Below are 26,547 nucleotides of genomic sequence, written 5' to 3'. Positions count from 1 at the left end.
ATGGAACAAAAGAAAATTTTATGGGTTATCCTTTCGGTAAGCTTATTCGTATTGATTATTTTCGGTATCGCACTGTTTTTATATTCACCGTCGCGGAACAGCGCAGCGGCACAGGCCGGCGGGGAAACTATTCCCTATGAAATGTCCGGAGCTGCCGCCAATGTGGATCCCGATTTATGGGCACGCGATCCCGATCGGGTGGCCGGCTTAGACAGAAATGCACCGGCAGCTGCAGGAAATATTATCAATTTGAATAATCTGAACATCATTTCAACCGACGGGCAGGGCGGTCAAACAAACGGCATAGACGTTTCCGATTTAACTGCGCAGGCGGGGGATGCTGAAGTTTCCGGATTGCCGAAGGAATTGGCGGAACAAATAGGGATTGATACCCCTGAACAGCCGGCAGAGCAGCCTGCTGTAAAGAAAGAAGAAGCCCCCGTACCGCCGCGCGAAGCTCCTGCAGTGCAAGCGCAGCCGAAACCTGCCGTATCACAAAAGCCCGCGCAGGCAGCGGTCGTTACCGTTAAACCTAAGACGCAAGCAGCTGCCTCTGCTAAACCTGCTGCACCGCAGGTTCAAACCCTCTATTGGGTGCAGACCGCTTCGCTTGCAAGCAGAATTAATGCCGAACGTGCACGGGATAACCTGGCTGCACAGCACATGAAGGTAGAAATTTTTACCAAAGAAACTCCAGCCGGATTAACACACCGCGTAAGAGTCGGACCCTTTACCAACAATACCGAAGCAAAATACTGGCTTAACAGCATCAAAAAAATTGAAGGCTTTGAAGGCAGTTATGTTACGGAAGAAAAGGTAAAAACAAATAATTAACATATAGGAACCTCTAAAAACTGATTCGCAATCCGCAAAGCGGATAACTTAATGAATTTCCTTACAGAACAAGCCGATAGGCTTGCAGTTTTTAGAGGTTCCGAATAAGAGGTTGCCGGAATAAATATCTCGTTTTACTCCGCGCTCTGAATATCATAAATGCGCTTGTATAAGCCGTCTTTTTCCAGCAGTTCGCGGTGCGTACCCTGCTCGGTAATTTTTCCTTTTTCCAATACGATGATGGTGTCGGCATCCTTGACGGTAGCGATACGGTGCGAAATGATAATCACTGTTTTATGTTTGTTTTCGTTTTTTAGCGCGGCTCTGATTGCGGCATCGGTTTCCATATCAACTGCGGAAAGCGAATCGTCAAAGATCAAAATAGGGGAATCCTTAATCAGCGTACGTGCGATTGCAAGCCGCTGCTTCTGTCCGCCGGAAAGAGATACGCCGCGTTCTCCGACCACGGTTGAGTAGCCGTCTGCGAAATATCCGATTTCTCCGTCTAAGGCTGCTATACGGGCATACCGCCGCGCGGCAGAATCGCTGGCGCCGGGGGCGGCGAGTTTGATATTTTCCATAATAGTTTTAGCGTAGAGGAACGGTTCCTGTAAAATCAATCCAATCTGCGACCGTATCCAGCCTTTATCTATTGAACGTAATTCTATTCCGTCTATTGTGACGGAACCGGACGTGTAGTCGTAAAGCCGGTCGAGCAGATGCACCAACGAGCTTTTTCCCGAACCGGTCGGGCCTAAAATCGCCGCGGTTTGTCCCCGTTTAATATTGAACGACACATTATCCAGTACCGGGGTGTTATCGGAGCCCGGATATGCAAACGACACGGAATCAAAAACGATGTCTCCTTTAATCTCCGGCTTTTTACCGGACGGGAACAACTGTTCGGGCTCCTCTCGGAATATTTCTTCAATACGGCCGACCGACACACAGGCCTTGCCGATATTGCCGAGGATCCGGCCGAGTTGCCGTACCGGCTGTATCAATATACCGATATACGAAATAAAGGCTATCAGCATACCCGCCGAAATGCCGCCTTGATATGCCAAAAAACTTCCGTAGAGGATAACGGTAAAAATCTGTACGTACGATAAGAAATCCGACCCTGACCAAAAAAACGCAAAGCAGCGTATCAATATCAAATTCCGCCGCATATATGCTTCGCTGCACGTTTTGAATTTTTCCATCTCATAGTGCTGGCGGGTAAAGGCTTTGATTACCCTGATACCGGTAAGGCTTTCTTGAATCACTGCGGTCATTGTTGCTTCCTTCTCGGCAGAAGCTTCAAACTGTTTTTCGATGATATAAAAGAAAATACCGGAAAAAACTGCCATAACGGGAACGACTGCGCACGATACGAGTGTCAGCTTGATATTTGACCGCATCATCAAAACGGCTGTGTATATAATTAAAAACACCGAGCCGACCGTTTCGGGGATTTGAGAATATAATGCTACGCGGATGGTATCCACATCGGAGGTGCACCGCTGGATAAGACCTCCCGTTTGTGCATTTGCATGATAGGTATACGGCAACAGTTGAATGTGATTATAGAGCCGGTTCCGTACGTTTTGAATTACCCGCTCGGTTGCCGCATTGGCCGTATTCATTTGTAAAAAAGTTAATACGCTGCGGCAGAGAGCTGCTGCAAGGATAAGCGCCGCCATAATGAGCAGCCCGTTCATTCCTTTAACTGCCGGCCCGAACAACGCAACAAGCCGTTCAAGTGAACTATGAGTAAGCGGCTCATTGCCCAGTACCGAATCGACGGTGATTTTAATCAAGCCCGGCTGTAAGGCTGCGGCGGTTTGTGCAAGCAGCGCGAACATAAGCGCAAGCAGATATAAGAGGCGGTGTCCTTTTAAATACGAGAAGAGCCTAAGGAAATTTTTCACGGCATTCATTATAACAGGAGCAGCTTTTGTATTCTACGTGCCTTGCTCAAGAATAATGCATAATTTATAATTATGGAAATACGAGTACGGAACATGATTGATATTTGCAAAGATTTAAACGAGCATCAAAAGCAAGCGGTAAAAATAAATGAAAATGCCGTCGTAGCGGCGGGCGCCGGTTCGGGCAAGACAAAGGTACTGGCAAGCCGTTATGTATATCTGATTACGGAAAAAAACTATCAGGTTGAAAATATTCTTGCCCTCACATTCACGGACAAGGCTGCGGCGGAAATGCACCGGCGTATCTACCGCGAGCTGCAAAAGATGTATGCGGAAACCGATGATGCGATGCAGCGGAACCGCGCCGGCGCTGCATTGGATTCTTTTTTTAAGGCGCAAATTATGACCATCGACGCATTCTGTCATAAGATTGCCGTTACAGCATGTCGGCGCTTCGGCATCAGTCCCGATTTCACGATCGACCTTACAGAATCGAAACGGCTCGCCTATAACCTCTCGCTGGATTTTTTCCTTGAACACCGCGCGGACAACAGTCTGCAATATCTGCTCGGCAATCAAGCGATTACCGATTTTATCAACGGCTTCTTTGTAAAAATATTAAACGATTACGTTACGGTTTCCCGTCCGATTGATTTTTCTGCCGCCTTGCAGAATCAGTTGTCTGCAGCAGAACGGTTATTTACCGAATACCGCACGCAAACCGAGCGGATACTCGAAGGTATCGCTCCGTATCTTGATAAGAACGATAAATTTATCAGCGCGGTAAAAGAGGCATATAGACAGCTTCCGGAATTTCCGCTGATGCTGAACGATCCGCAGCTACCGGTTTTTTTTGAGCGGCTGAAAGCGATATACGGTGTTAAAAAAACTATCGGTTCAAGAACAGATGAAGAAGTAAAAGCATGCAAGGCGCTCTGCGGTGAACTGATCGAAAGCTCCGTCCGCTTGCAAAGTCTGTATCATTTTTATGCACACAAAGAGCAGATGCAAAAGATATACGCGCTTTGCAGTGTTTTGCAGGAACGCTTCATTGCCGAAAAAAAGCGGAGAAGCCTCCTTCATTTCGGCGACATTGCGCAGCTTGCCGTCGATGCGCTCATCACCGATCCCGACCTGCGGCTTTTTTACAAAAAACAAACCCATCGGATTATGATCGATGAATTTCAGGATAATAACAGCCTGCAGCGCGATCTCTTGTTCCTGCTTGCGGAACACGAAGCGCGCATCGAGCAATCGATACCGAAACCGGATGAACTGGTGCCGGACAAACTCTTTTTTGTCGGAGACGAAAAACAATCGATCTATGCGTTCAGAGGAGCCGATGTTTCGGTATTCCGGATGCTGTCGCAGGACTTGCGGCAAGGGGGCAGTTCCGCGTCGATTAACCTGCAAACAAATTACCGAACCGAACCAGACCTGCTCAACTTTTTTAATACGGCGTTTATGCAGGTCTTTTATTCCGAAGTCAATCAGCCCCTTACCGGCGGCGTACCCGCGTTTGAAGCGGAATTTATCCCTATTTTCAGCAGGGACGCCGTTCCAAATTTGGTGCCGCAGACGGATATTTTATTTATCGACAAAAAACGGTTCGCCAACCCAAGCGATACCGATACAGTCATGTTTACCCCTATCGAATGCGAGGCATATACGCTTGCGCAAAAAATAGCCGATATCCATGCGGAGCGGTATCTTGTATATGACGAAACCTTACACGCGACCCGTCCGTGTACATGGTCGGATTTTGCGGTGCTGCTGCGCGCTTCGACACACCAAGCAGTTTATGAACGGTTTTTCCGTGCATTTAAAATCCCGTATATTTCCGTACAGCAGAAAGGGTTGTTCCATGATGCGCCGTTAAACGACATCTGCGCTTTGCTCCGCTTGGTGGTGTATCCCAACGATAGGGCCGTTTACGCGCAGACGCTCCGTTCTCCGTTTGTGCGCCTCAGCGACCGCTCTTTTACCCGACTGATGCTGTACAGTCTTGAACATGAAGGGCAGCCCTTTAATCCTGCCGCCGCTGAAGAACTTGAAGCGGAAGACCGGCAATATTTTTTAACTGCGTGCGCGCTCTTTGAGCGGATACAAGGCTATATCAAAAAAAAGAGTAATGCCGAACTGATTACTGCGCTGTGGTACGATGAAGGGTATCGGTACATACTGCTCACGGAACCGCGCTACCACCGCTATCTTGAGCTGTACGATTACCTTTTTGCCCTTGCCGTAAAAGCGGATGAAGCCAAGCAAAGTCTTTCGGCTTTTATCGATACGCTGATTTCGTATATTCACGCGGAAGAGCGGGTTGAAGATATGGAAATTCCGCTTGAACACGGCGGCGATGCGGTTAAGATTATGACGGTGCATAAAAGCAAGGGGTTGGAATTCCCGATTGTCTGTATTCCCGACTGCGGCAATGCGGGGAAGTCTGAAACAAAAGAAGGTATGGTCTTTTTGCACAAGGATTTGGGGCCGGTTATCCATTTGCCGCCGGAGACAAAGAACGATCCTTCCGCCAATATCTTTTTTGAGGAGCTGCGGCAGGAAGCGAACGCCAAGCACCTTGCCGAAACCAAACGGCTCCTCTATGTTGCCGTTACGCGCGCCAAGGTACGGCTCGTAATGAGCGGCGTGCAGGAGACCGGCTGCGCTATTGAGGAATTACCGGAAACGCCTCGAACTTTGGACGAAATCCGGCAACAGCTTGTACAACCTCAGAAGGAAGAAAATAACCGAAGTTTTTTTCAGCTCTTATTACCAGCACTATCCGGCGATATCAACTGCGTGCATTTTACGGAAGTGTTACCGCTCCCCGCGTCGACCGTACAGCACACCGCAGAAGACCGGCAGCGCTTCAATCTTGATGAAACCCGTGCCCTATACCGGCAAGCTGCGGAAAAAAACTTCCCGCTTGCGGAACCGCGCGTCATCCCCGCAACTCAATTCGAGAAGGACACGCAGTGGCTCCGGTTAAGCGAAGCACCGCTCCCGAGTACCGAACATACGGAAAAAGAGACCGCATTCTCCGCTGATGCCATATCCGCAACCGATGCCGCTTCTGCGGCGAAACCGGTGGACGGTAATATCGGCGCCGAGCAGGGGGAAGATGAACTTTCCTCCACGGAGTTCGGAACCTTGGTACACAAAGCGATGGAAGCCCGTTTTTTAGATCGTCCGTGTATATTGCCTGCAAAGTACGCCCGGGAAGTGGAAAAACTTTGCGCTGCTTTCTTGTCATCTCCGCTCGGACAAAAAGCTGCAGAGGCTTCGTTCAGAAAAACCGAATACGGCTTTTTAACCCTCTACGAAGGAAAGCTCATCATCGGACAAATCGATCTACTCTTTGAATATGAAGACACCGCATATATCATCGACTATAAAACCGACCAAAAAATCTATCCGGAAAAACATCGAAAACAGCTTTTAATCTACAAAACGGCGGTGGAAAACTTTTATAAAATGGAAGGATTCGGGCAAGGTACCGGTGGGTCGCAACCCAAGCCGGTTAAAGCCTATATTTTCTATCTCCGCAGCAAGACCGCCGTAGAGGTAGTGTAGGGAGCCGACAATCATATTCATTTTGTAAAAAAAACAAATCAACAACCCCGACGCAAGCATCGGGGTATTAAACTCTCCGCACGAATAAAACACCGAAAAATGCGCCGTCCTTGAAGGCCGCTTCTTCATATCATTTTTTATAGTGATACCTGAAGGAAATAAATACTAATTGGTCATTGTCTACTTGATACACTATTCTATGCTCATGGTTTATTCTTCTTGACCAATACCCTGATAGAGAATACTTCAACGGTTCCGGTTTTCCTTTTCCCGTAAAAGGCGTTCTTTCTATTTCTTTTATCAGATCATTTATTTTTTTTAAAATCTTTTTATCCGTGTTAAACCAAAAGGTATAATCATCCCATGCCTCATCCGTAAACAGTTTATTCATTTTCTAAAAGCTCATGTTTTTGCAGATGTCCGTTTTTATGCTGCTCAACCGATTTTTTTAAGTGTTTGGCATTTGCTTCGTCACGCAGCAGATAATCGGTTTCAATAAGGCTATTGTATTCATGTACCGATAACAGCACGAGGTTTTCAGAATTTTTCCGTGCAATCAGTAACGGTTCATAATCATAATACACTTTGTCCATATATGTTTTCAGATTCCGCCGTAAATCCGAGTATGTAATTACATCCATAATATCGCCTCCGTTATATAAGTACAGTATATTGTACTCTTTGTAAAAAAGCAATCGGAGAACCTCTAAAAACTGCAAAACAATGGAGCGGAGCATCTGTCAGCAAAATTTTACAAACCGCACCCTTGACTTCTTGGGGGGGGGGGGGGGTATTATGGAAGAAAGGTTTCATTTGAACTGCCCCTTGTATTGTTTTTATACAGCATAGTTTTTTAAGTGCTTATTCCGGTATAGAAACGCAGCAAAGAGGGAACATTAAAAGGAGTTTTTTATGAAGAGCAAAAAAACGATTATACTCGCCATCATTTTTATTTGCTCGCTTTTTGCTGTGGGCTATGCGCAAGAACTTAAAAGTAAGCGCTATTATAATGCAGAGCTGGATGAAGTTGGCTCTGCCAGCATAGGCTTTCTTAGTAAAACGCCCCTTACCCCTGAATTCTTTGAAAAAATATTAAGCAACAAGGAGAATGCAACAGTAATTGAAAAATTATCAAAAATGACTGTATGGCTTTGTAATCAAGCACTTGATGAGTATGATTTTAAAGAAGGTGAATCATATGTAGTTATATGCCGTTCTGCTTCTGTACCATATCAGAGTGTTAGTGTTTTTCTCACAATTACGGAGCAAGGTCGTTTTTTTAAGTGGTGGGCATTCGTAGAGAAAGAACAATAAAAAAAGGAGCTTAATATGATGAATATATACAAAAAATATCTGTGCACACTGTTTGCCGTATTACTTGGCACTCTGCTTTTTGCCGAGCAATACTGGTGGGAAGAAGACGATTTTTCATCTGAAGGGGACGGGTTTAAATATGAACAAATATTTTCAACACGAAATGTCAAAACAATCACCGAAACACAAATGCTCGCACTGTTTAATCAAAAGATGAATGAGTATCTCAAAATATCTTCCCAGTGCGCTTACGAGTGGATGGTCTATGATGAAGCGTATAAACAGCATAATAACTGGGAGATACGGATTATGAGGCAATCTAAAGCAGGCTCTGCCAACCATGATTATGACATCTGGTTTTATTTTTCGAACGGCGTATTTCTGTTGCGATTTGCCGAGGAGCATTTTTTATCCACCGTATTTGAAATGGGATGCAGCTCTCGTCCGATCGGTAACACAACGACTGCCAAAATAACCAATGAGCTATTGGACTGCCAAGTTGCAGCACGGAAAATGTGGCTGAACCACGGATTAACACCGAAAGGGTTACTGCCGGTTAAGTTTCCTTAAAATATAACAGTTGAAGAAACATCACTTTCTGAAAACGGTTGCATTACGCCATTTCGGAATAAAATGAGAAACGGCATACAATCAGCGATGTTTCGCGGCAGCGCGAAACTCGACGGTTAAGAGGCTGCGTAATATTAGCAGCCGAAGTTATACCTTGAGCAAAAAATGCTATGAATACATACAGGAGTATTTGATGAAAAAACTAGGGTTCATACTATGCCTCGCCCTTTTCTATCCGTTTGTCGCCCCGAGACTATCATACGTTTGTCGAAGAGTGCGGAAACGCCTTAGACGTATATACCATACTGCAATATTCGCATTATCATACGCTTGTAGAAGAGTGTGGAATCGCCTTAAACTCATATACTACGGTGCAGTATTTGTGTGGAAAACATTTAAGCTTTTCGGCTTTAAAAACGGATGCAAATGTGCGAAAGCCGTAATACAAGATATTTACAATTTATGATGATCGAATATTATTCGGAAAGCTCATTTATTGGAGAGTGAAGTATGATCCGACAAGCATATTTTTATGAAGGCGAAGACCATATTGATGACGAATATATCAAAACAATTGCTAGACGATGTGCAAGCTGTGCAAGAGATTTTGGGTGTTCTTATTGTACCAACTGTCAATTCAATCCGGCTCAATTTGTTGAATTTAATAGAGCAAAGATGCTCCGCACAGCCTTTTATATTAAAAATCAAGAGCGTATTGGATACCATAGTAAGCCCTCTGCTGGGGAACATAGTGAACCTTCTAGAGGTGAAGCTTTTTTAAAATTTCTTGCACTGTGTGCCGGTTTACTTATCATTATTTTAGCAGTTAAGAACAACATTGATACTACTCGATATCCTTATAGTGCACCGGCGAGTACCTATAATAAGCAAGTTCAATCTATTAAAAAAGGTAAATCAAATACGTCATTAAAGAACGTAGAACGTGAGGTGCAACGGGTGCTTTATAAGGTTCATGATAATATACGAGATGTTAATAGAGATGGAGAGATAAACTGTCAAGATTATTGCTTGTTATTTTGTGATTATTATTCAACTGCCCAAATTGTTTACAACAAGTATATCGGGGATAGTGGACACGTGTTTATTAGAGTTCATACCGATGATGGATGGTTATATATAGAACCTCAAAATACAAATAATTATTATGCACGTAATGCGTGGTATAAAGATATATACCCTACAGTAAAAGAATATAATAAAGTTGTTCCATTGGAGTGGATACAATGAGTAAATAGTATGACTATGACAAAGATGGAAATCTCAAAAAGTATACGGCATACTATTTAGAGATGATTTTTGATGTCAGGAGGAAATTAAATTATGAGTAAAATAATAGGCTTAATTGCTTGCAGCAGCCGTAAACAGGGAAAGGATACCCCCGCTAAGAAATATTTAGCAAAAGATTTATACACAGGTAATACTTTTATAAAGTCAAAAGAAGAAGGATTAAAAAAATATAACTGCGAAGAATGGTATATTCTATCAGGGAAATACGGATTATTAGATAAAGACGAAGGTATTTCATATTATAATTTGTATTTAGGAAAACAATCGGCAGAACATAAAAAGAAATGGGCGGAAGACGTATTGAATACATTAAAGTCAAAGTATGATTTAAAAAATGATATATTTTATATTTTTGGCGGTAAATCCTACTATGAGCATTTAATACCTCATTTACATTGCATCGTTTTTGCCTATAAAAACAGTAATTGTATTGACTTAAATAAACCGACCGAATATCGAAACGGGAAGGTCTATGATAGTAAAAGCGATAGAATTAAGAGATAAAGAAAATTTACAAAAGATAAAAAAAGCGCCGGGATATTATAAATGGTGGGCAAATCGAGCTGAATTAGATGTGATTTTAAATGAGCTGAATGTTAAGTTTGATGATATAAAGTCCTCAATTGAAACGCAGTCGGATAAGTTTTGTATATATGTCGGTATTGCCGTAAAAGAATCTATTAGAGACCGATTGAATTGGCATATTAACGATACACATACGGAGACCCGCGTAAAATATGGGACATTATCTACCCTTAGACAAAGCATAGCCAGTATAGTTGCGCATGATCAGTATGACAAGAAAGCGACAGATGATTTTATTGATAAATTGGAAGTCGAATATTTTTTTAATGAGCAGCCGATAAAATCTGCTAATGCAAAAAATGAATTGACCGGTATTGAAAAGGCGTTATTACAAGAATATTTAAGAATTTTAAATATTAGAGACAACAACCATCCTTATGCAAAAGAAATAAAAAAAGAGTTAAAACGGCTGAGAAAGATAAGTAAGAATACGATAAGAGATCAAGCAAATGTTTTCTCGGTTTGAAAGATGCCCTCAACTTTCCCTACGAATGAATTGCCGACGCTAGAACTTGCCGCCGCCAAGCTTAAAGCTGAGGTTATAGCCGATGGAGCCTTTGCTGTGCGAGGAAGCGCTCAGCGTAAGAGTGTGCCATAATCTGCTCATTGATTTGACTTCAACATAAAACAGCTTGCAGCCATCTATCTTTTTGTTATAATAATAGCGAGACAGCAGGAGCAAATGCCCTATGGAAAAAGGTTTTGACGAGCTAACCATAGCTGACGATATCGCTAAGCAATGTACGTCCATGTATATTTTGGGACTTCGAGTTTGCAATGCAAACTTGCTACTGCATAGAACCACCGCCGTCCATGGCGGTATTGATACGTCGAGCATTTTCAGCAGCGGCACGGATGCCGCTCGTATTATGCAGAAGCGATGTTTCGGCACAGCTGAAACTCGCTGCCAAAAGTGTACACGAATGTACGCTTTTGGCAATGTGACAACGCAGATGCCCGCATATTTGCAAAAGAGGAGGTAATCAATATTGTTAATAGCCGAATATGATTATGATACGGATATTGCAGTACAGAGACAGGAAAGTCTCATGATTGGTATCCAACAAGGTATTCAGCAAGGTTTTTCCAATGGTTCCCGCCAAAAAGCACTCGAGACGGCATGTATCTTAAAACAATTAGGCGATTCCGTACAAAAGATAGTTCAAGCGACCGGCCTTACCTCAGCAGAAGTCGAAGCGATTAATTAAATTATGAATTCATAATTATGAATTGCTTGTAAAAGAAGATGCTTACAAGCAATGATATAATTTTAAAAAGCTCTTTAAACATTTCTCATGTTACTTATAGATAATGATAAGATTATTTTCAATCACTATATTGATTTTAGATGTTTTTATTTTGCCGCCGTCATTTTCATTAAAATAGTATGAACTTTCTATCTTTTCGATTGGAGTATATTGCTTAGTTCCTATAGTAAACGGTGTTCCCTTATCAAGAATGATAGATTGCTGCGTCATAGGTTTAAAGCATTCTATTTCTGATTCACCTTCCGGAATAGGGAGACTATCTGCTTTCTCGTCGTTTTCAGATAGAATATTTTGATTGCTGTCAAGCATTGTAATAGGAGTAACCGAATTGCGAACTTGATATTTATAAGCTGGGGTATTGTTAGTTATAACAACTTTATTAGAACTTTCTTGCCATGTGATAATACCGCTAGGACTAACGGAATGAAAAAGGACATATTGTTTCCACGCTACATCTTTAGTCTTTCCGCTTTCAAGGGTATATTTTTCAGTCTTATAATCTTGCCCAATACTAAATGTCACAGGATAGCTTGAGTCATTTTGAACAGTAAATATACCGCTTTCTTTTTTTCCACACCCCGCCAGTACCAAGACCAGCACCAATAAAACAGCAATCTTTTTCATGGTAAACTCCATTAGGTAAATTATAATTTAAACCCTATGCAAATATAGGGAGAAGTAGTAAGCATAAAACTATTCGCTATTGTATCGGTTGAAGAAGTTGATGTAGAGCCTTTAATATCTCCTGTGTATTTTATATCAAGCAGCAGCAATGTAAGGAACCGTATATCAAAATCAAGCCCATAGCGTAAATATATTTTATTGAATTTATGATCCATGCCTATATCAAGCGACGACCCGAGCGAGAAGCCCCAGCCGGACAGGTCATATTTAATTTTGTATCCGGATAGTTCCTGCATAAAATCAGCATGGAAGAAATGAATGTCAAAAGCAAGCGCAGGGATAAGTAAAAAGCGATTATTTTCATTTACAACATTGAACATAAACGGATAGCCGATCCGAAGTGGAATAGAATAAAAGCGTGTGTTAACATCTTTTACTCCGAGCTGTTTTAAATCATTGCTGTTTATAGCTCGTTTACTAGATACATCAGCAGTAAAGCCAAAAGCAGCATATACCTTTTTAGCCCCGCCGTAATCACCAATAGCGGAAAAATTACCACCTATTCCGTGAGAAAAATTACCATTAGCTAGAGTATTGCTATAGTTAAAGCCAAAATATAAATAATCATCTGCAAACGCAGGTGCGGCAAAAGCGCAAAGGATAATACAGAACAAAACAACACTCTTTTTCATACAACGCACCTCATTTGATAGTATAGCGCGAGAACTGATTAGTTATAATTCAGCACCTTCGTCAGCTCGTTAAAAATTGTTACATCACTTTTAAATACATAGCTACTGCATTCATCTTTATAAAAATTATTTTTATCAAGCATTGCAATATAAGCAAACAGCGAAGCAATCCCTTCTGAACCGTCTTTCTTAAAAATAAAGTGTTCAACGATATGTCCTAATTCATGCGCTATAAGCAGCCGTTTATCTTTTTCTGGCAAGTTGCTATTATAATAAATTAGGGCATTGCTTTCGATAATACGTGTAGTTGCATTTTTACGAGTCTTTATAGTCGGTACAAGAGTAATAACAAAAAGCCGATAATGCTTGCTGCTAATAGCCTCTTCAAGTGTTTGCAATGCCGATTGTGTTTCCTTTGTTTCTTCAAGCTCTTTTGCTTTCGCAACCTCCTCAAGAATGCGCCGCTTTTCTTGAGTGTTTATCATGTCTTCAAGCGTTGAGACTAAATGAGATAAATACCGATATTTTATTTCCGGTTTTAATTTATCGCGGAAGAAGCATAGCATCGCATCAATATCTTCTTTCGAGACCTTAAAGGTATCTCGCAGTTTATCGCGTATTTCAATATCGAGAGCTAATTCAGCAGTCTCCATGATCCCTCCGTAAAGGCTTCGCATTCAAATTCATAGTCGTCTTGCTCAGTGAGGCCGGGTTGCGGGGCATCGTAAATTTTTTCAACACCCATACGCCGCCGTAAAAAAGAAACTTTACTTGAGAGATTTTGAATATTAAACTGATTGAAAAGTGCTTCTATATCGCTTTCTTTTGTACATAAAAGCAATTTTTTCATTAAATCAGCTTCTTGATTATAAGTTAAGGCAGCCATATTACCCCCTCTTTATCCGTATTTTTATAAATTATATCACAAAATTTTATTTTTGCACAAAAAAGCAACAAAATGCGACTTTTTCCTACTTTTTTCCACTTGTTCAGTATTTTACGCATTCCCCAGTCTTTTTCAAGCCCTCCAGTCTGACTATAGGGGTATGAACGAAGAATTTGCATTGATGCAGCGGCCTATTTTTATCCCTACACAAACCCAATGCGTACCGGCGCCCCTTCCGCTTTCCGTTTCGGAACCGCAAAGAACGATACATGTAATTGGCGATAATGCTGAACCGGTACGACCGGCGTATTGCCGGTAATATCTAGCTATTGCGGAGGTTTTTATAAAGAATAGCGCACTCCATGCCGATAGAGCTGCTGGGAGGGGATAATCAGTTTTAGGAGGTATCCCCTATGCGTAAACCTTGGAGCATTCACAAACGAAACGGCATTTATCAAACACAGCTATATGATTACAAAAATGAGCGGTATCGTACTGCTAAGAGTACCGGCACGAAAGACCGGAATAGAGCGGATCTCATTGCTTACCGGTGGGCGATGGAATTTGATAGCGGTATTGCAGCAGAATACACCGAATGGGTTAAAAACATTGCAACAATAGCGCCCACCAATGACAGGCAATCGCTTACTACTGAAATAGCCGCACTGGTACGGGCCGCTTGTCAAAATGCTGTTAATCAGGCCTTGCAAAACATTCCCTACAGCAAACAAGCCCTACCGTTTCCGTTCGTACCGGATTACGAAGATGTGCCCGAAACAATCAAGCCGCTGCTTGATCAGCTTTCAACGCTTACTTTTTATGATTATCTCTTACTGTATTGGAACTATGATGAAAGTCCTGATATAAAAGAACGCATCAGCAAAGGCGAAACACCACCGAACCCTGAACGTTTCCGTCAGTCAACCGGAATACTGAAAAAATATGCCGCTAATATACCTTCTTGCCCGCTTATCGAAATCACCGGCGCAAAGATTGACGCTATGCTCGGCGCGATTAGAAATGCCGGTAAGCTCAAAGAGCAAACGATGAAAAACATCAGTTATATTTTTATTCAACCTCTGCATTTTGCCTATAGGAACAATCTGCTTGCCCGGGACGTTGCGCAGCAGATAACCCCTGTTTCAAAAAACACACGAAAGAAAGCGAAGAAAGAAGCAGAAAAAGTAATTTTCAAAACAGAAGAGATACAGCGGCTTTTTAATGCCGATGATAACCCGTTCGGTTCGGAAACATTCCGGCTGATAAATGAACTACTTTTTAAAACCGGTTGCCGTATCGGGGAATTGCAAGCTCTCCAGATGCAGGATGTTATTAAAACAGAGCAAGGCTATGTACTCAAGATTGATAAGAACTATTGCAGATTGGGAAAGCGGATTAAGAGCACTAAAACGGAACGGCGCGACTTTGTGCCAATATCTGCCGACCTTGCGGCAAAGCTGTTAGTGCACATCACAAAAAGCCCTTTTAAAGACATACCGACGGCGTTTGTTTTTAGCTCCGCAAAAAGTGCCCATACCCCGCTCTGCTACGAAAGTATCAGCAAGGATTTTAACAAGACAATGGTTAAGCTCGGCATAAAAAAAACGAACTTAACCATTCATAGCTATCGGCATACATTCGCGACTTTTTTACGCATGGCTGGATATTCTGAAGAGCAACTCCGGTTTCTGACGCGGCATGACAGCATAGTAGAAGTACACCGCTATACCGACCACTACACCCCTGATATGGAGCGGTTGAAGTATCAGGCGGCTGCCGATATTGAGCGTCTTGCAGCGTAGGCAGCTATAGAACGGCTTAACACATACAAAGTTCTCACCTACTGAACGGCACCGGATACGCCTGACAGGCAAGATATATGCAAACAGTTTGCAAAAGAAGCTAAAAAGGCCTAAAAACCGATAAAAATTATCAAAAAGATGCCAAAAACACAAAATCATGTTTGACAAGAGCGCGTGCATAGCTTAGTATAAAGACAGTTAGAGGGCACAATGTTTTTGTAAGACAAAGTGTAAGATAACGAGTTAAAAATATGTACTAAAAACGCCCTAAAATGAGCGTTTTTGCCTATCTTTTAGCATTTTTCCTTGGTGCACAATTAAGAATTAAGAATTCCGATACGCCCCCTCCGTAAGCCTTTTGAAATAGGCGCGGTAGATCCGAGGCGCGAGAAAAAATTAACCGCAGGCCTGTTAAAAAGCGTACCTCCATGTACGCTTTTTAACGACGAGATTTGTGCATAACACAAATCTCGCTTCTGCTTAATTCCACGGACATCCATGTCCGTTCTGATACGTTGAGGATTGTTTTTCAGTAGCGGCATGGATGCCGCTCGTATTACACAGAAGCGATGTTTCGTGCTGGGCACGAAACGCGCCAAAAGTGTACAAGGATGTACACTTTTGGCGTAGATGCACCGCCTATTTCAAAAGGACTGAAAAACTATTTGCGGTTTACGCCATTATACGATACAATGGACTGTCGGATGCGTTTGAAAATTTCAATTTTTTAGACGCCCCCATTATATAAAATCAAGGAAGATACTTTACTATGATAAAAGCAATCTTTGCAGGTTCTTTTGACCCCCCTACGTTTGGACATTTAAATATTATTGAGCGTGCCCAAAAGCTCTTTTCCGAAATACACGTTGTCATTGCCGTAAATAAAAATAAGAATTATTGTTTTTCCGGAGAGGAGCGGTTAGAGGTTATACAAAAGTTGGTATCCCGCTGGAGCAATGTTTCGGTGCATTTGTGGGATTCGCCCATTGTCGATTATGCAAAGAAAATTAAAGCGGATGTTTTGATCAGAGGCGTCCGGAACGATAATGATTTTTTATATGAATTCGATTTAGCGATGATGAACAAGAGTTTGAATCCTCAGATCGAGACCCTGTTTTTAGTGCCTGATCCTAAGTTCTTTGTACTGCGTTCCAGCTCAATTAAAGAACTCGCCGCTTTCGGCGGTGATGTGTCGACTATGGTACCGCCAATCGTAGAAGACATACTGAAAAAGAAATTTCTACCTAAAAAATAGCCGCTTATTTTGCTGAGATTTAAGTGCGATGGTTAAGATTAAGTCATTACTGTATAAAAACTTACGCTTAAACTCGCCGAGGATGGCGAAAAAGTAACCCACTTTTGATTTCCCCTTATCTCTTTAAACTACCTGACTCTACTATATTGTGAGTATAAAAGATAAAAATGGAAAATCAACAATAAAAAAAAGAAAATGATAATGCCAAAAAAATATTTTGATTTGTACGGACTAATGCCGGTAATGCAGCAATCGTACTGGAAGTATTCCACTGCGGTTGTTGCATCTTAACTCATCCAACCTACACGGCTTCAGACTTATAAATCTCCGGCTTGTATAACTTAATAATTTTGGTAAATAAAATATGCAGTAGCAAGGCACAGCCGAATGGTACAACTAAGTACGCAATCAGTAATGCGCTAATCCGTACAGCGGGAGATCCTGATAAAAACTCATATGCCTTAATCGGACCAACAAGCCCGGCAATACCGAACCCGGCACTGACCTTATCTCCCATGATACCTAAAAAGCGTCCGGCAATTCCCGATGCAGCAGCAGTTAATACAACCGGCAATGCCATAATCGGATACCGTACCAAGTTTGGAATCATTAGTTTCATACCACCAAGGGCAATAGCTGCAGTAATTCCCGCCTTATTTACACGCCACGAGCCAACAATCAATACAGCTGTACAAGCTGCAACACCTAAGTTTGCTGCCCCGGATGCTAGTCCGGCAAGTCCAATCGCGATACCGATTGCTACAGTCGAAATAGGGGAAATAATCACAATCGAGAAAGATGCTGCAATAAGGATGCACATCAGTACCGGCTGCAACACAGTAAATGAATTGATACCGCGGCCGATAATGGCACTTACTTCTGCTACATACGGTAAGATAAACAGCCCCAATGCCCCAAGTCCGCCGGCAACAATAATTGGCTGCACAATAATCGTAAGAGAGCCGAGCTTGTTGCCCAACCACAGGGTAACAAGGGCAGCTAATGCAACAATAATCATCACATTGATTAAGTCACCGATACCGGCAAGCTTAACAATACCATCTACATGGCGTACTGCACCGGAAGCGATAAACCCCGCGAGTCCGACCATAGAAGCCTTAATCGGCACAAAACCAAGCTGTATTCCGACAATAAATCCGATAACAGCGGACACTAAGTATTGTACATCTGCCACTGACTGGTACAGCATACCGAATATGGCACCGTACGGCATAAGAGCTTTAAATATCTGCCCTAACACAGCATTAGCAATCAGCGCAACAACAATCCCAGCAGCCATACCGTTTAAAAGCGTATTGATAAAAAACTTAACAGTTATTTTTTTTGTTTGTTCAACCATAGTGTTTTATATATCCTCATAATATTAAATGCAGGAGTATCTCAAAATAATCGCCCTGCTTTCTTTTATAGACCGAATAATTTCTCTTTGCCGTGTACAAAGGTAGTAATCAGATCGCAATATGGGGTAGGAATATGCAGCTCCTTACCCTTGCGGGAAATATATCCGTTTAAGAAATCAATTTCGGTTAAACGGTGATTTTTGATTAAATCTTGGTGCATCGAAGGGTAGTGCTTTGCACCGACAAAATCGGGCTGTGTAAACCCATATACATAATCAGTTACGGAATCAACGTCCAGCGTAACCCCTTGCGTTCTTGCGATAGCGGCAAACTCGGAGATAATACAACGCATCATATCTTTACAGCCTGCAATGCTGCCAAGCTCCAGCATATTGCATTCCATAATTGTACAAGTACTATTCATGGCTCCGTTAAGAGCAGCTTTTCGCCAAATAGACCACAGAATATTATCAGAATATACTGCAGGCATGGTTGCTTTATTCAGCGTTTCTACAATGAGTTCTGCACCGGCTTTTCCTTCCGGTACAATATTCTGAATCTCCGTTTTACCGTGACTTGATAGCACTGCACTTCCCGGACCCTTCATTCCGGCAGTTACCACCGTAACCCCCATAAAAATATTCTTAGGCTCGATAAATTTTTTCAGGGTTTCTGTATGCCCCAGTCCATTTAAGAGACAGAGTATTTTAGTATCATCCCGCAACACATGCTTAATACTGCTCAGCATATTTTCCAGCTGCATTGATTTTGTGAATACAATGACAAAATCCGCAGAATCTTTAAACTCTTCCGGCTTATAAATATCGATTTTTGTCGATAATTCCGCAGTACCATCCTGCAAGTGCAACCCGTCTTTTCGAATTGCGTCGATATTATTCTGCCAACCGTCCAGCAGCGTTACATCATTACCGCTTTTTTGCAGCATAAATCCAAAGCTACAGCCCATTGCACCTGAACCGGCAATAACAACCTTCATATAAACTCCTCTATTAGGATAGCATATCGTAAACGGGATAAGGAGCTTTATCTAAAAAATAGAATGATAGCTCAGCCCATCCTAATAGGACATATTTTATCGTTTTTTATATACGGTGTCTATAAAATATCCAAGGAAATATATAACAGGGAGTGAAACAGCGATTTGCCGTTTTTCACTATTTTGAGTACATTTAATCTGCTAAAAATCATTTATGTAGATTGAGGTTATAGTATGGCAAAGTATGAGTTTCAAACGGAAGTTAATCAGCTGCTCCACCTGATTATCCATTCTCTGTATTCAAATAAGGAAATATTCCTGCGGGAGCTGGTGTCCAACGCGTCGGATGCGCTTGATAAGCTGAAATATCTGACCGTGTCGGACGCCGCATTAAAAAATTTGCAGTTTAATCCCCGTATCGATATTACGTTTAACGAAGATGCCGCAACGCCGACGCTGACTATCCGCGACACCGGTATCGGTATGAACGATGAAGACATCAAAAACAACCTCGGGACGATTGCCCGCTCCGGAACCAAGGCGTTTTTGGAGCAGCTTGCCGCCGAGGATAAAAAAGATTCCAACCTGATCGGTCAATTCGGCGTCGGTTTTTATTCCGCCTTTATGGTTGCATCCAAAATCGAGGTTGTCTCTAAAAAAGCAGGCGAAAGCGCTGTGTGGAAGTGGGTGTCCGACGGCAAGGGTGAATATGAGCTGGAGCAAACCGATGATTCGGCTTTCCCGCTTATCGATGATGTTCCCGAAGGCGCCAACGGTACCTGCATCACCCTGTATCTGAACAACGAAGATTCCGAGTTTGCTTCCCGCTGGAAGATCGAAGATATTATCAAACGCTATTCCGACCATATCGCATTCCCGATTTATCTCCATTATATTCACAAAGAATATGATGATAAGGGAAACGAAAAGTCGCAGGAGGCAAAGTCCGAACAGATCAACGATGCGAGCGCGCTGTGGCAAAAGCCCAAGTCTGAATTGAAGGACGAGGATTACAAGAATTTTTACAAGTCGCTCTCGCATGATTCTACCGATCCGCTCTTGTACATTCACACCAAGGCGGAAGGCACGCAGGAGTACACCACGCTCTTTTATGTGCCCGCAAAGGCGCCCTTCGACATGTATCATGCCGACTATAAGCCCGGCGTTAAGCTCTTTGTAAAGCGGGTGTTTATCACCGAGGACGAAAAAGAACTGCTGCCGGTGTACCTGCGGTTTGTACGCGGTATTATCGACAGTGAAGACTTACCGCTCAATGTCAGCCGCGAAATTCTGCAGCAGAACCGTATTTTGAATAATATCCGGTCGGCATCGGTAAAAAAGCTTTTGAGCGAATTTAAAAAGCTCGCCGAAACCGATAAGGAAAAGTACGAAACGTTCATCACCGAATACAACCGCCCGTTAAAAGAAGGTTTGTACAGCGACTATGAGCACCGCGATGAGCTTTTGGAATTGATCCGCTTTAGAACGACGAATGCGGAAAATACATGGACGAGCCTTGCCGACTATGTGCAGCGGATGAAGGAAGGACAAAAGGCGATTTACTACATCACCGGCGGCGATGAAAAGGCGCTCAGACAGTCTCCGCACTTGGAAGCATACAAGGCGAAGGGCTTGGAAGTGCTGATTATGCCGGATGAAATCGACGACATTGTTATCCCGTCCATCGGCAAGTACAAGGACTGGGAACTCAAGGCTGCCAACCGCGCCGGCTCCGACGAAGAGTTGAGCACCGACGAAGAAAAGAAAGAAGCAAAGCAGAAAGAAAAGGACTTTAAGCCGATTGTCGAAAAGATTAAAAACGCGCTCGGCGATGCGGTAAAAGAAGTACGCCTTTCCAAACGGCTTGCGGACTCTCCTTCGTGTATTGTCGTTGACGAAAACGATCCCAGCCTGCAGATGGAACGCATGATGCGGGCAATGGGGCAGCAGCTCCGCGGCGAGGTAAAGCCCATTCTGGAAATCAATGCGGAACATCCCATTCTGCAGCGGCTTAAGGATACCGATGACGAAGCACTTATTGCCGACACGGCCTTTGTGCTGCTGGATCAGGCGCTGCTGCTTGAAGGCAGTACCTTAAAAGACACCGCCGACTTTGTAAAACGCTTGAACAAGCTGCTTGCAAGATAAATCTAAAGACACGGGGCTGTCCAAAAACTGAAGTTTTTGGACAGTTCCCTTAGATATCAGTGCGAACCCCATAAACCCCTATGTGTATATTACTGTGTAATTGTACACATATTTTGATAGAAAAAGCAATGTCATTATCAATGCACAATTTTCAATGTGGTAAAACCTCTTTCTATCCTAAATCGCGATCAAGGTTTTTTTGTAAGCAAATAATTTTGAACTAAACCCTTCCAACCTCCGCAAGAATAAAAACATCCCGATAGAAAGTTTTTTTCTACCGGGACCATGCCACTGATGACGAAGCGCTCATTATCGATTATAGTAAGATAATAATGAGGCAATGGTATGGAAGAAGAGCAGGAAAACGATTATAACCGAAAATTTAACGGCGGAGTGTGGAAGCGGATTTTAAAAGAATTTGCATTTTTTAAATTCCTCTTTATATCAGGCTTCATCTTTGCGGGACTTGAGGGCGTTTGTACAATCGTACAGCCTAAGATAACGAACTATGTCATCGATGTTTTTGTAAAGGAACGGAATCTCCATAATTTTATTCCGGTTGTGCTTTTTACCGCCGGCTTTATCTTGTTTGCAGTTGCCGTTACCTTTTTCTATATTATGACAATCGGCACGGTCGAAGTAAAGATGTGCCATCGTTTACGCATCCGCTGCTTTAATCACCTTCAAAGTCTTTCTCTCTCGTTTTACGACACTAATTCGGTCGGCTCTCTTATGTCGAGAATAACCTCGGATATCAATAAATTATCGGAGCTGGTATCGTGGGGTGTATCCGATTTGCTGTGGGGCTTTTTTATGCTGTTTGCGCTCATTTTTACGATGTTCCACGACAATATCAAATTGGCCTGTATCGTATTGCTGACTTTCCCGCTGATTATTGTCTTGAGCATCTATCTGCGTGCAAAGATATTAAAGGCTCAGCGGAGAGTGCGGGCGGTAAATGCACAACTTACGGCAGCATACAACGAAGATATTCAGGGCGCAAAGACTACAAAAACGCTGGTACGCGAGGCGCTGAATGCGCAGGAGTTTTTCTCTAAAACGGAGAATATGAAAGCCGCTTCCATACGCGGTATTTTGCTTTCTTCCATTCTGATGCCTGCGGTACAGATTATCGGGTCGCTCGGTACGGGGTTGATTGTCTTTTACGGCGGAAGCGCCGTTATCTCACAGGCAATCAGCTTAGGGCTGCTGGTTGCATTTCTTTCATATATTACGCAATTCAATGCTCCGCTCGCAGGAGCGGCTTCTCTGTTTGCGGAGCTGATGTCGGCGCAAGCGGCGGCAGAGCGTATTTTTGCGCTGCTGGAAGAAAAGCCTGATATCCGGGATACCGAGGAGGTTATCCGAAAATACGGTACTGCGCTCAATCCGACGGAAGCGCCGCGGCCTGCGATAAAAGGAACGGTACAATTTGACCATGTATCATTTTGGTATAAAGAGAGCGAACCCGTTTTAACCGATTTTAATTTGATGGTGCAGGCAGGAGAAACGCTTGCATTAGTCGGTTCCACCGGAGCAGGGAAGTCTACCATCGTCAATTTATTTTGCCGGTTTTACGAGCCGAAGCGGGGACGTATTTTAATCGACGGCATCGACTACACCGAAATGCCTGAAACATGGATCCATGAAAACCTCGGCTATGTACTGCAATCGCCGCATTTGTTTTCGGGCACTATCGAAGCGAACATCCGCTACGGCAAGCTCGATGCAACGGAAGAAGAAATTATCGCGGCGGCAAAGCTTGTCGATGCCCACGAATTTATTTCGGCAATGCCGGACGGATACAAGACACAGGTAGGAGAAGGCGGCGGCTTACTTTCGACGGGACAAAAACAGCTTATCTCGTTTGCGCGTACACTTGTAAGGAACCCGCGCCTATTCGTGCTGGACGAGGCGACTTCTTCCGTCGATGCGGAAACGGAACAAAAAATCCAAAAAGCCATTGCCGCCGTGCTTAAAAACAGAACCTCGTTTGTGGTTGCACACCGCCTTTCCACTATCCGCAATGCCGACAAAATCATCGTTATCGAAAAAGGCCGCATGATAGAAGCGGGCACCCACGAAGAACTGCTGCAGAAAAAAGAACACTATTATCAGCTCTATTCAATGCAGTTCCTACAGGAAAAAGAAGGGGTGCTGCGAACCGACAGTGATAGAGCGTGATTGCTCTGTGTGCAAGGCATAATCCCTTTGTACTCTGCGCAGTGTTGTATTGCTTTTTTATAAACCCTTACGCAACGGTTAAATTCTTTACCCACCGCTCTTTTTTTAATTGATGACCGGCGATGAACAACTTAAAAAAATCACTCAGTTTTGCAAGGCCGAACATCGCGACCGGCGAAAGCGCGGTAAAGTAGGTAAAAATAATCATCACCGGCAGGAACACGATTGAGTTGACGCTGATATCCACCCATGCGCCGAGCTGCGCATCGCCGCCGGCGCGGGAAATTGCGAGCTGCGTGTTAAGATATGACCACAACGGCATATAAAGCGCGATGACCCATATAAGATTCCGCGTGATGATATGCGAGGCAGGCGAAAGCCGAATAAACACAACGGGAATAAGGAACACCGTCAGAGCTTCACAAATGCCGACAAAAATACCGAAGATAAAAAAGCCTGAAAGGAACCACCGTGCTTGCTTGCGGGCTTCGTCCAATTTATTCTGGCCGAGCGAACTGCCGACAATAATACGTACGCAGGTAAAAATCACCGGAAAGATTAAAAAGAAAATATTTGCAATCGTCCAACCGGCAGCCATACCGGCGACCACCTCCGCTCCGCCGCGGCTATTATACAGCGCGGCAACAATCGTTTCGGTTCCCACCCACGAAATATCGGAAGCAAACACAAGTCCGAGTTTTTTAAACATCTGCATAAACAGCGGCCAATGCACCTTCCACAGCGCGGTAATCCGCACGTAGAACGCAGGTTTTTTGACATGTACGTAGATAAGCAGGAGAACAACTTCGGCACAGCGGGCTATCAGCGTCGCATAAGCCGCTCCTCTAACTTCTAACCGCGGCGCACCGAAATTGCCGTAAATCAAAATATAGTTACCGACGGTATTCACGAGGGTGGAGATAATTGCACAGTACATAATAATCTTTACGCTGCCGATGTCGCGTAAAGAAGAGGTAATAGCCGTAGAAAAGGCGATGGGAATAAAGGTTAAAAGGATGATATGCAGATACCGCTGTCCTTCCGCAACAATTGCGGGCGCTTGTTGGTTGCCATGTACCAGAAAGCCGAGGATATATCCCGAAAAGAAGAACGAAAAAAGCGTAAAGAGCGCGGCGCAGACAAGCATCATAATCTGTTTAAACCGGTACACCTGCTGCATTCCATCGGCATCTTTTGCGCCGTTAAACTGGGACATAAACATACCGCCCGTTTCGGAAAATGTGCCTATTGTCGTTAAAAAGAGGAAGGTAAATTGATTGGTGATATTGACCGCGCTCATCTTTATGTCGCCCAAGCCGCCGACCATAAAATTATCGATCAGCGAAATAAGGCTTTGCACAAAGGTTTGAATCATAACCGGCACGGCAAAGCCGAGCGCTCTCCGGTAAAAATGGAGCGGTCCCAACGAAAATCTTTTTAATTGCATACCCATCCTGAGGTTTAATGCATCAGATGCAAGAAGCAACTAATGCAGAATAAAAGGTATGGTCAGTCTATCAGCTTTTGCCGTTTTTCGATAGGGCTTTTCTACCTGTCTTACTTCTGTGCTGCTGTGTTTTACATTTTCGGGAGTAACCTCCCTATGAATTACAGCTTTTCCCTGTAAAATATATACATGACTCAAAATATCATTCTGTGCGATGACCACGCGCTTTTGCGGAACGGAATAAAAAATTGGATAGAAACGCATTCAAAATACAAAGTGAGGCACGAAATCGGTACGTGGGCGGAATGTAAAAGACTAGCAGATTGTATTGCTTCCACGATTGCGCCAATCAACAATCCCGGCGCAGCGCAAAGCGGTTGTATCGCCATTGTAGATATTCTGATTGCACTTTCCAAAAATTAAAATTCGGAGTTGTACGTCCATGTACAACTGCTCAACGACACGAAAAACTTGCTTCTGCTTAACCCCACGGACGTCCATGTCCGTTCTGATACGTTGAGGATTAATTTTTTCGCAGCAACGAAGGAGATGCCCGCATATTTCAAAAGGACTTAGACGTTGAATTTAAAAAACATTATATCCCCGTCTTGAACAACGTATTCCTTACCTTCTTGGCGGTAGCGGCCGGCTTCTTTGATTTTTTGTTCCGAACCGTACTTGAGGAAGTCGTCAAAACTGTAGACCTCCGCCTTGATAAAGCCCCGTTCAAAATCGGTGTGGATAACGCCTGCCGCCTTGGGTGCGGTGTCTCCTGCGTGGATTGTCCATGCGCGGCATTCGTCTTTTCCGGCGGTAAAGAAGGTACGCAGTCCGATTAAATGGTAGGCTGCATGAGCAAGAACCGATAAGCCGGAAACTTTCAGTCCGATTTCTTCCAGAAAGGCAGCGCGTTCTTCGGCATCGTCGATATCGGCAAGCTCCGCTTCAAACTTTCCGCAGATAACGACGGTTTCGGCGCCTTCTTGCTCTGCGATTTTTTTTACCGTTTCGATATACGCATTGCCGTTTTTGATTCCGTCTTCATCAACGTTACAAACGTAAAGCTGCGGCTTCATGGTGATAAGGTGGGTATCGTACATCACCGCCCGCTCTTCATCGGTTAGGTCGGCATTTCGGGCTCCTTTTCCGTCCTGCAGCAGCGGCTTAATCTTTGCAATAGCACTCATCGCAATCGCCGCTTCCTTCTGCATCTCTTTGCCCATACGGGTTGCCTTATCTGCGCGCTCCGCCCGCTTTTCCAGCGATGCAAGGTCGGCAAGTGCAAGTTCAATATTGATGGTTTCGATATCCGAGGCAGGATCAACTTTATTGTTTACATGCACGATGTCGGGATCGTCAAAGCATCGTACAACGTGTGCAATAACGCCGACCTCGCGGATATGGGATAGGAACTGATTGCCGAGCCCTTCGCCCTTTGACGCTCCCTTTACAAGGCCTGCAATATCTACAAATTCAACGGTAGCAGGAATGGTCTTTTTCGGTTCAAAAGCCTGAGAAAGTTTTGTAAGCCGTTCATCGGGCAGATCGACAATGCCGATATTGGGATTGATAGTGCAGAACGGATAGTTTGCCGCCTCCGCGGGCGCGCGCGTCAATGCCGAAAAGATGGTGGATTTGCCGACATTCGGCAGCCCGACAATACCGCAGTTTATAGCCATGGAATAACCTCTTTAATCGATTTTATCAAATAGAAATACCGTTAAAACACTCTGTTCCAACTTTCTTTTATCGAATTGTATACCGAAGTAGATGAAAAGTCAAA

General features: G+C 43.5%; 26 protein-coding genes. 15 read left to right on the top strand and 11 right to left on the bottom strand.

The features are described from left to right. The gene (locus tag HMPREF1222_RS06945) at positions 1–834 is read left to right on the top strand and encodes an SPOR domain-containing protein (RefSeq protein ID WP_016518801.1); all 834 of its coding nucleotides are present in this window, start codon (positions 1–3) and stop codon (positions 832–834) included. Between the two features lie 134 nt (positions 835–968). Here HMPREF1222_RS06945 and HMPREF1222_RS06940 read toward each other — a convergent pair whose 3' ends face one another. Then, positions 969–2,747, bottom strand: a complete 1,779-nt coding sequence (locus tag HMPREF1222_RS06940; protein ID WP_038076959.1) for an ABC transporter transmembrane domain-containing protein — start codon at positions 2,745–2,747, stop codon at positions 969–971. A gap of 93 nt (positions 2,748–2,840) precedes the next feature. Here HMPREF1222_RS06940 and HMPREF1222_RS06935 point away from each other — a divergent pair, with 93 nt between their 5' ends. Beyond that, the gene (locus HMPREF1222_RS06935) at positions 2,841–6,323 is read left to right on the top strand and encodes a UvrD-helicase domain-containing protein (RefSeq protein ID WP_016518799.1); all 3,483 of its coding nucleotides are present in this window, start codon (positions 2,841–2,843) and stop codon (positions 6,321–6,323) included. 130 nt (positions 6,324–6,453) lie between these two features. On the opposite strand, the gene HMPREF1222_RS06930 is transcribed toward HMPREF1222_RS06935, so the two are convergent. Continuing rightward, the gene (locus HMPREF1222_RS06930; RefSeq protein WP_016518798.1) at positions 6,454–6,714 is read right to left on the bottom strand and encodes a Txe/YoeB family addiction module toxin; all 261 of its coding nucleotides are present in this window, start codon (positions 6,712–6,714) and stop codon (positions 6,454–6,456) included. Continuing rightward, positions 6,707–6,964 carry a type II toxin-antitoxin system Phd/YefM family antitoxin gene (locus HMPREF1222_RS06925; RefSeq protein WP_016518797.1) on the bottom strand — a complete coding sequence of 86 codons (258 nt, stop codon included), beginning with the start codon at positions 6,962–6,964 and terminating at the stop codon, positions 6,707–6,709. Before HMPREF1222_RS06925 ends, HMPREF1222_RS06930 begins: the two co-directional genes overlap by 8 nt. A gap of 271 nt (positions 6,965–7,235) precedes the next feature. Here HMPREF1222_RS06925 and HMPREF1222_RS06920 point away from each other — a divergent pair, with 271 nt between their 5' ends. From HMPREF1222_RS06920 to HMPREF1222_RS06890, 7 genes are all read left to right on the top strand, one after another. Beyond that, positions 7,236–7,637 (top strand): hypothetical protein, encoded by a 402-nt coding sequence (locus HMPREF1222_RS06920; RefSeq protein ID WP_016518796.1) that lies wholly within the window; start codon positions 7,236–7,238, stop codon positions 7,635–7,637. 18 nt (positions 7,638–7,655) lie between these two features. Continuing rightward, a complete protein-coding gene (locus tag HMPREF1222_RS06915) occupies positions 7,656–8,207 on the top strand; it encodes a hypothetical protein (protein ID WP_038076956.1) in 552 nt (183 codons plus the stop codon). A gap of 510 nt (positions 8,208–8,717) precedes the next feature. Beyond that, positions 8,718–9,455, top strand: a complete 738-nt coding sequence (locus HMPREF1222_RS06910; protein ID WP_016518793.1) for a hypothetical protein — start codon at positions 8,718–8,720, stop codon at positions 9,453–9,455. 93 nt (positions 9,456–9,548) lie between these two features. Further along, positions 9,549–10,019 carry a DUF6884 domain-containing protein gene (locus HMPREF1222_RS06905; protein ID WP_016518792.1) on the top strand — a complete coding sequence of 157 codons (471 nt, stop codon included), beginning with the start codon at positions 9,549–9,551 and terminating at the stop codon, positions 10,017–10,019. After that, positions 9,988–10,566, top strand: a complete 579-nt coding sequence (locus HMPREF1222_RS06900; protein WP_016518791.1) for a GIY-YIG nuclease family protein — start codon at positions 9,988–9,990, stop codon at positions 10,564–10,566. Before HMPREF1222_RS06905 ends, HMPREF1222_RS06900 begins: the two co-directional genes overlap by 32 nt. Positions 10,567–10,789: 223 nt before the next feature. Next, complete coding sequence (locus HMPREF1222_RS06895) at positions 10,790–11,083, top strand: hypothetical protein (RefSeq protein WP_016518790.1); 294 nt, start codon at positions 10,790–10,792, stop codon at positions 11,081–11,083. A gap of 6 nt (positions 11,084–11,089) precedes the next feature. Continuing rightward, on the top strand, positions 11,090–11,308 hold the full coding sequence (locus tag HMPREF1222_RS06890) for a hypothetical protein (protein ID WP_016518789.1): 219 nt from the start codon (positions 11,090–11,092) through the stop codon (positions 11,306–11,308). Positions 11,309–11,398: 90 nt separating this feature from the next. Here HMPREF1222_RS06890 and HMPREF1222_RS06885 read toward each other — a convergent pair whose 3' ends face one another. Genes HMPREF1222_RS06885 through HMPREF1222_RS06870 form a run of 4 tightly spaced genes read right to left on the bottom strand, consistent with a single transcriptional unit; the run spans position 11,399 to position 13,570 of the window. Continuing rightward, positions 11,399–11,992: a hypothetical protein gene (locus tag HMPREF1222_RS06885; protein WP_016518788.1), complete on the bottom strand. Its 594-nt coding sequence runs from the start codon at positions 11,990–11,992 to the stop codon at positions 11,399–11,401. Between the two features lie 20 nt (positions 11,993–12,012). After that, the gene (locus HMPREF1222_RS06880; protein ID WP_016518787.1) at positions 12,013–12,684 is read right to left on the bottom strand and encodes a hypothetical protein; all 672 of its coding nucleotides are present in this window, start codon (positions 12,682–12,684) and stop codon (positions 12,013–12,015) included. 38 nt (positions 12,685–12,722) lie between these two features. After that, positions 12,723–13,337 carry an ImmA/IrrE family metallo-endopeptidase gene (locus HMPREF1222_RS06875; protein ID WP_016518786.1) on the bottom strand — a complete coding sequence of 205 codons (615 nt, stop codon included), beginning with the start codon at positions 13,335–13,337 and terminating at the stop codon, positions 12,723–12,725. Then, on the bottom strand, positions 13,319–13,570 hold the full coding sequence (locus HMPREF1222_RS06870; protein WP_016518785.1) for a hypothetical protein: 252 nt from the start codon (positions 13,568–13,570) through the stop codon (positions 13,319–13,321). The genes HMPREF1222_RS06875 and HMPREF1222_RS06870 overlap by 19 nt, the downstream gene beginning before the upstream one ends. A 160-nt stretch (positions 13,571–13,730) precedes the next feature. On the opposite strand from HMPREF1222_RS06870, the gene HMPREF1222_RS12740 reads away from it, so the two are divergent. The 3 genes from HMPREF1222_RS12740 to coaD all read left to right on the top strand — a co-directional run bounded on the left by HMPREF1222_RS12740 (position 13,731) and on the right by coaD (position 16,627). Next, positions 13,731–13,889, top strand: coding sequence for a hypothetical protein (locus tag HMPREF1222_RS12740; protein ID WP_155997593.1), 159 nt, complete (start codon positions 13,731–13,733; stop codon positions 13,887–13,889). 94 nt (positions 13,890–13,983) lie between these two features. Beyond that, the gene (locus HMPREF1222_RS06865; RefSeq protein ID WP_016518784.1) at positions 13,984–15,372 is read left to right on the top strand and encodes a tyrosine-type recombinase/integrase; all 1,389 of its coding nucleotides are present in this window, start codon (positions 13,984–13,986) and stop codon (positions 15,370–15,372) included. 769 nt (positions 15,373–16,141) lie between these two features. Beyond that, positions 16,142–16,627 (top strand): pantetheine-phosphate adenylyltransferase, encoded by a 486-nt coding sequence (gene coaD / locus HMPREF1222_RS06855; RefSeq protein WP_016518783.1) that lies wholly within the window; start codon positions 16,142–16,144, stop codon positions 16,625–16,627. Positions 16,628–16,928: 301 nt separating this feature from the next. On the opposite strand, the gene HMPREF1222_RS06850 is transcribed toward coaD, so the two are convergent. Next, complete coding sequence (locus tag HMPREF1222_RS06850; protein ID WP_006187619.1) at positions 16,929–17,987, bottom strand: PTS sugar transporter subunit IIC; 1,059 nt, start codon at positions 17,985–17,987, stop codon at positions 16,929–16,931. Between the two features lie 65 nt (positions 17,988–18,052). Continuing rightward, positions 18,053–18,985 (bottom strand): 2-dehydropantoate 2-reductase, encoded by a 933-nt coding sequence (locus HMPREF1222_RS06845; protein WP_016518782.1) that lies wholly within the window; start codon positions 18,983–18,985, stop codon positions 18,053–18,055. 234 nt (positions 18,986–19,219) lie between these two features. Between HMPREF1222_RS06845 and htpG the strand changes: the two genes are divergently transcribed. Beyond that, positions 19,220–21,133: a molecular chaperone HtpG gene (gene htpG, locus HMPREF1222_RS06840; protein ID WP_016518781.1), complete on the top strand. Its 1,914-nt coding sequence runs from the start codon at positions 19,220–19,222 to the stop codon at positions 21,131–21,133. Between the two features lie 345 nt (positions 21,134–21,478). Continuing rightward, the gene (locus HMPREF1222_RS06835) at positions 21,479–23,317 is read left to right on the top strand and encodes an ABC transporter ATP-binding protein (protein WP_016518780.1); all 1,839 of its coding nucleotides are present in this window, start codon (positions 21,479–21,481) and stop codon (positions 23,315–23,317) included. Between the two features lie 67 nt (positions 23,318–23,384). On the opposite strand, the gene HMPREF1222_RS06830 is transcribed toward HMPREF1222_RS06835, so the two are convergent. Next, positions 23,385–24,770 (bottom strand): MATE family efflux transporter, encoded by a 1,386-nt coding sequence (locus HMPREF1222_RS06830; protein ID WP_425314948.1) that lies wholly within the window; start codon positions 24,768–24,770, stop codon positions 23,385–23,387. Between the two features lie 183 nt (positions 24,771–24,953). Here HMPREF1222_RS06830 and HMPREF1222_RS06825 point away from each other — a divergent pair, with 183 nt between their 5' ends. Next, positions 24,954–25,187, top strand: coding sequence for a response regulator (locus HMPREF1222_RS06825; RefSeq protein ID WP_016518778.1), 234 nt, complete (start codon positions 24,954–24,956; stop codon positions 25,185–25,187). 149 nt (positions 25,188–25,336) lie between these two features. Here HMPREF1222_RS06825 and ychF read toward each other — a convergent pair whose 3' ends face one another. Then, positions 25,337–26,443, bottom strand: coding sequence for a redox-regulated ATPase YchF (gene ychF, locus HMPREF1222_RS06820; protein WP_006187627.1), 1,107 nt, complete (start codon positions 26,441–26,443; stop codon positions 25,337–25,339). Positions 26,444–26,547 lie beyond the last annotated feature (104 nt).

Origin of the sequence: Treponema vincentii F0403 (assembly GCF_000412995.1) — a bacterium.
Lineage (GTDB): Bacteria > Spirochaetota > Spirochaetia > Treponematales > Treponemataceae > Treponema > Treponema vincentii.
Note: the sequence above shows the minus strand (reverse complement) of the source record. Positions and strands in the feature narration are given on the sequence as shown.

Coding starts and splice junctions, on each gene's coding strand:
- HMPREF1222_RS06945 (WP_016518801.1), top strand. CDS start 1: ATGGAACAAAAGAAAATTTTATGGGTTATCCTTTCGGTAAGCTTATTC.
- HMPREF1222_RS06935 (WP_016518799.1), top strand. CDS start 2,841: ATGATTGATATTTGCAAAGATTTAAACGAGCATCAAAAGCAAGCGGTA.
- HMPREF1222_RS06930 (WP_016518798.1), bottom strand. CDS start 6,714: ATGAATAAACTGTTTACGGATGAGGCATGGGATGATTATACCTTTTGG.
- HMPREF1222_RS06925 (WP_016518797.1), bottom strand. CDS start 6,964: ATGGATGTAATTACATACTCGGATTTACGGCGGAATCTGAAAACATAT.
- HMPREF1222_RS06920 (WP_016518796.1), top strand. CDS start 7,236: ATGAAGAGCAAAAAAACGATTATACTCGCCATCATTTTTATTTGCTCG.
- HMPREF1222_RS06915 (WP_038076956.1), top strand. CDS start 7,656: ATGAATATATACAAAAAATATCTGTGCACACTGTTTGCCGTATTACTT.
- HMPREF1222_RS06910 (WP_016518793.1), top strand. CDS start 8,718: ATGATCCGACAAGCATATTTTTATGAAGGCGAAGACCATATTGATGAC.
- HMPREF1222_RS06905 (WP_016518792.1), top strand. CDS start 9,549: ATGAGTAAAATAATAGGCTTAATTGCTTGCAGCAGCCGTAAACAGGGA.
- HMPREF1222_RS06900 (WP_016518791.1), top strand. CDS start 9,988: ATGATAGTAAAAGCGATAGAATTAAGAGATAAAGAAAATTTACAAAAG.
- HMPREF1222_RS06895 (WP_016518790.1), top strand. CDS start 10,790: ATGGAAAAAGGTTTTGACGAGCTAACCATAGCTGACGATATCGCTAAG.
- HMPREF1222_RS06885 (WP_016518788.1), bottom strand. CDS start 11,992: ATGAAAAAGATTGCTGTTTTATTGGTGCTGGTCTTGGTACTGGCGGGG.
- HMPREF1222_RS06880 (WP_016518787.1), bottom strand. CDS start 12,684: ATGAAAAAGAGTGTTGTTTTGTTCTGTATTATCCTTTGCGCTTTTGCC.
- HMPREF1222_RS06875 (WP_016518786.1), bottom strand. CDS start 13,337: ATGGAGACTGCTGAATTAGCTCTCGATATTGAAATACGCGATAAACTG.
- HMPREF1222_RS06870 (WP_016518785.1), bottom strand. CDS start 13,570: ATGGCTGCCTTAACTTATAATCAAGAAGCTGATTTAATGAAAAAATTG.
- HMPREF1222_RS12740 (WP_155997593.1), top strand. CDS start 13,731: ATGAACGAAGAATTTGCATTGATGCAGCGGCCTATTTTTATCCCTACA.
- HMPREF1222_RS06865 (WP_016518784.1), top strand. CDS start 13,984: ATGCGTAAACCTTGGAGCATTCACAAACGAAACGGCATTTATCAAACA.
- coaD (WP_016518783.1), top strand. CDS start 16,142: ATGATAAAAGCAATCTTTGCAGGTTCTTTTGACCCCCCTACGTTTGGA.
- HMPREF1222_RS06850 (WP_006187619.1), bottom strand. CDS start 17,987: ATGGTTGAACAAACAAAAAAAATAACTGTTAAGTTTTTTATCAATACG.
- HMPREF1222_RS06845 (WP_016518782.1), bottom strand. CDS start 18,985: ATGAAGGTTGTTATTGCCGGTTCAGGTGCAATGGGCTGTAGCTTTGGA.
- htpG (WP_016518781.1), top strand. CDS start 19,220: ATGGCAAAGTATGAGTTTCAAACGGAAGTTAATCAGCTGCTCCACCTG.
- HMPREF1222_RS06835 (WP_016518780.1), top strand. CDS start 21,479: ATGGAAGAAGAGCAGGAAAACGATTATAACCGAAAATTTAACGGCGGA.
- HMPREF1222_RS06830 (WP_425314948.1), bottom strand. CDS start 24,770: ATGGGTATGCAATTAAAAAGATTTTCGTTGGGACCGCTCCATTTTTAC.
- HMPREF1222_RS06825 (WP_016518778.1), top strand. CDS start 24,954: ATGACTCAAAATATCATTCTGTGCGATGACCACGCGCTTTTGCGGAAC.
- ychF (WP_006187627.1), bottom strand. CDS start 26,443: ATGGCTATAAACTGCGGTATTGTCGGGCTGCCGAATGTCGGCAAATCC.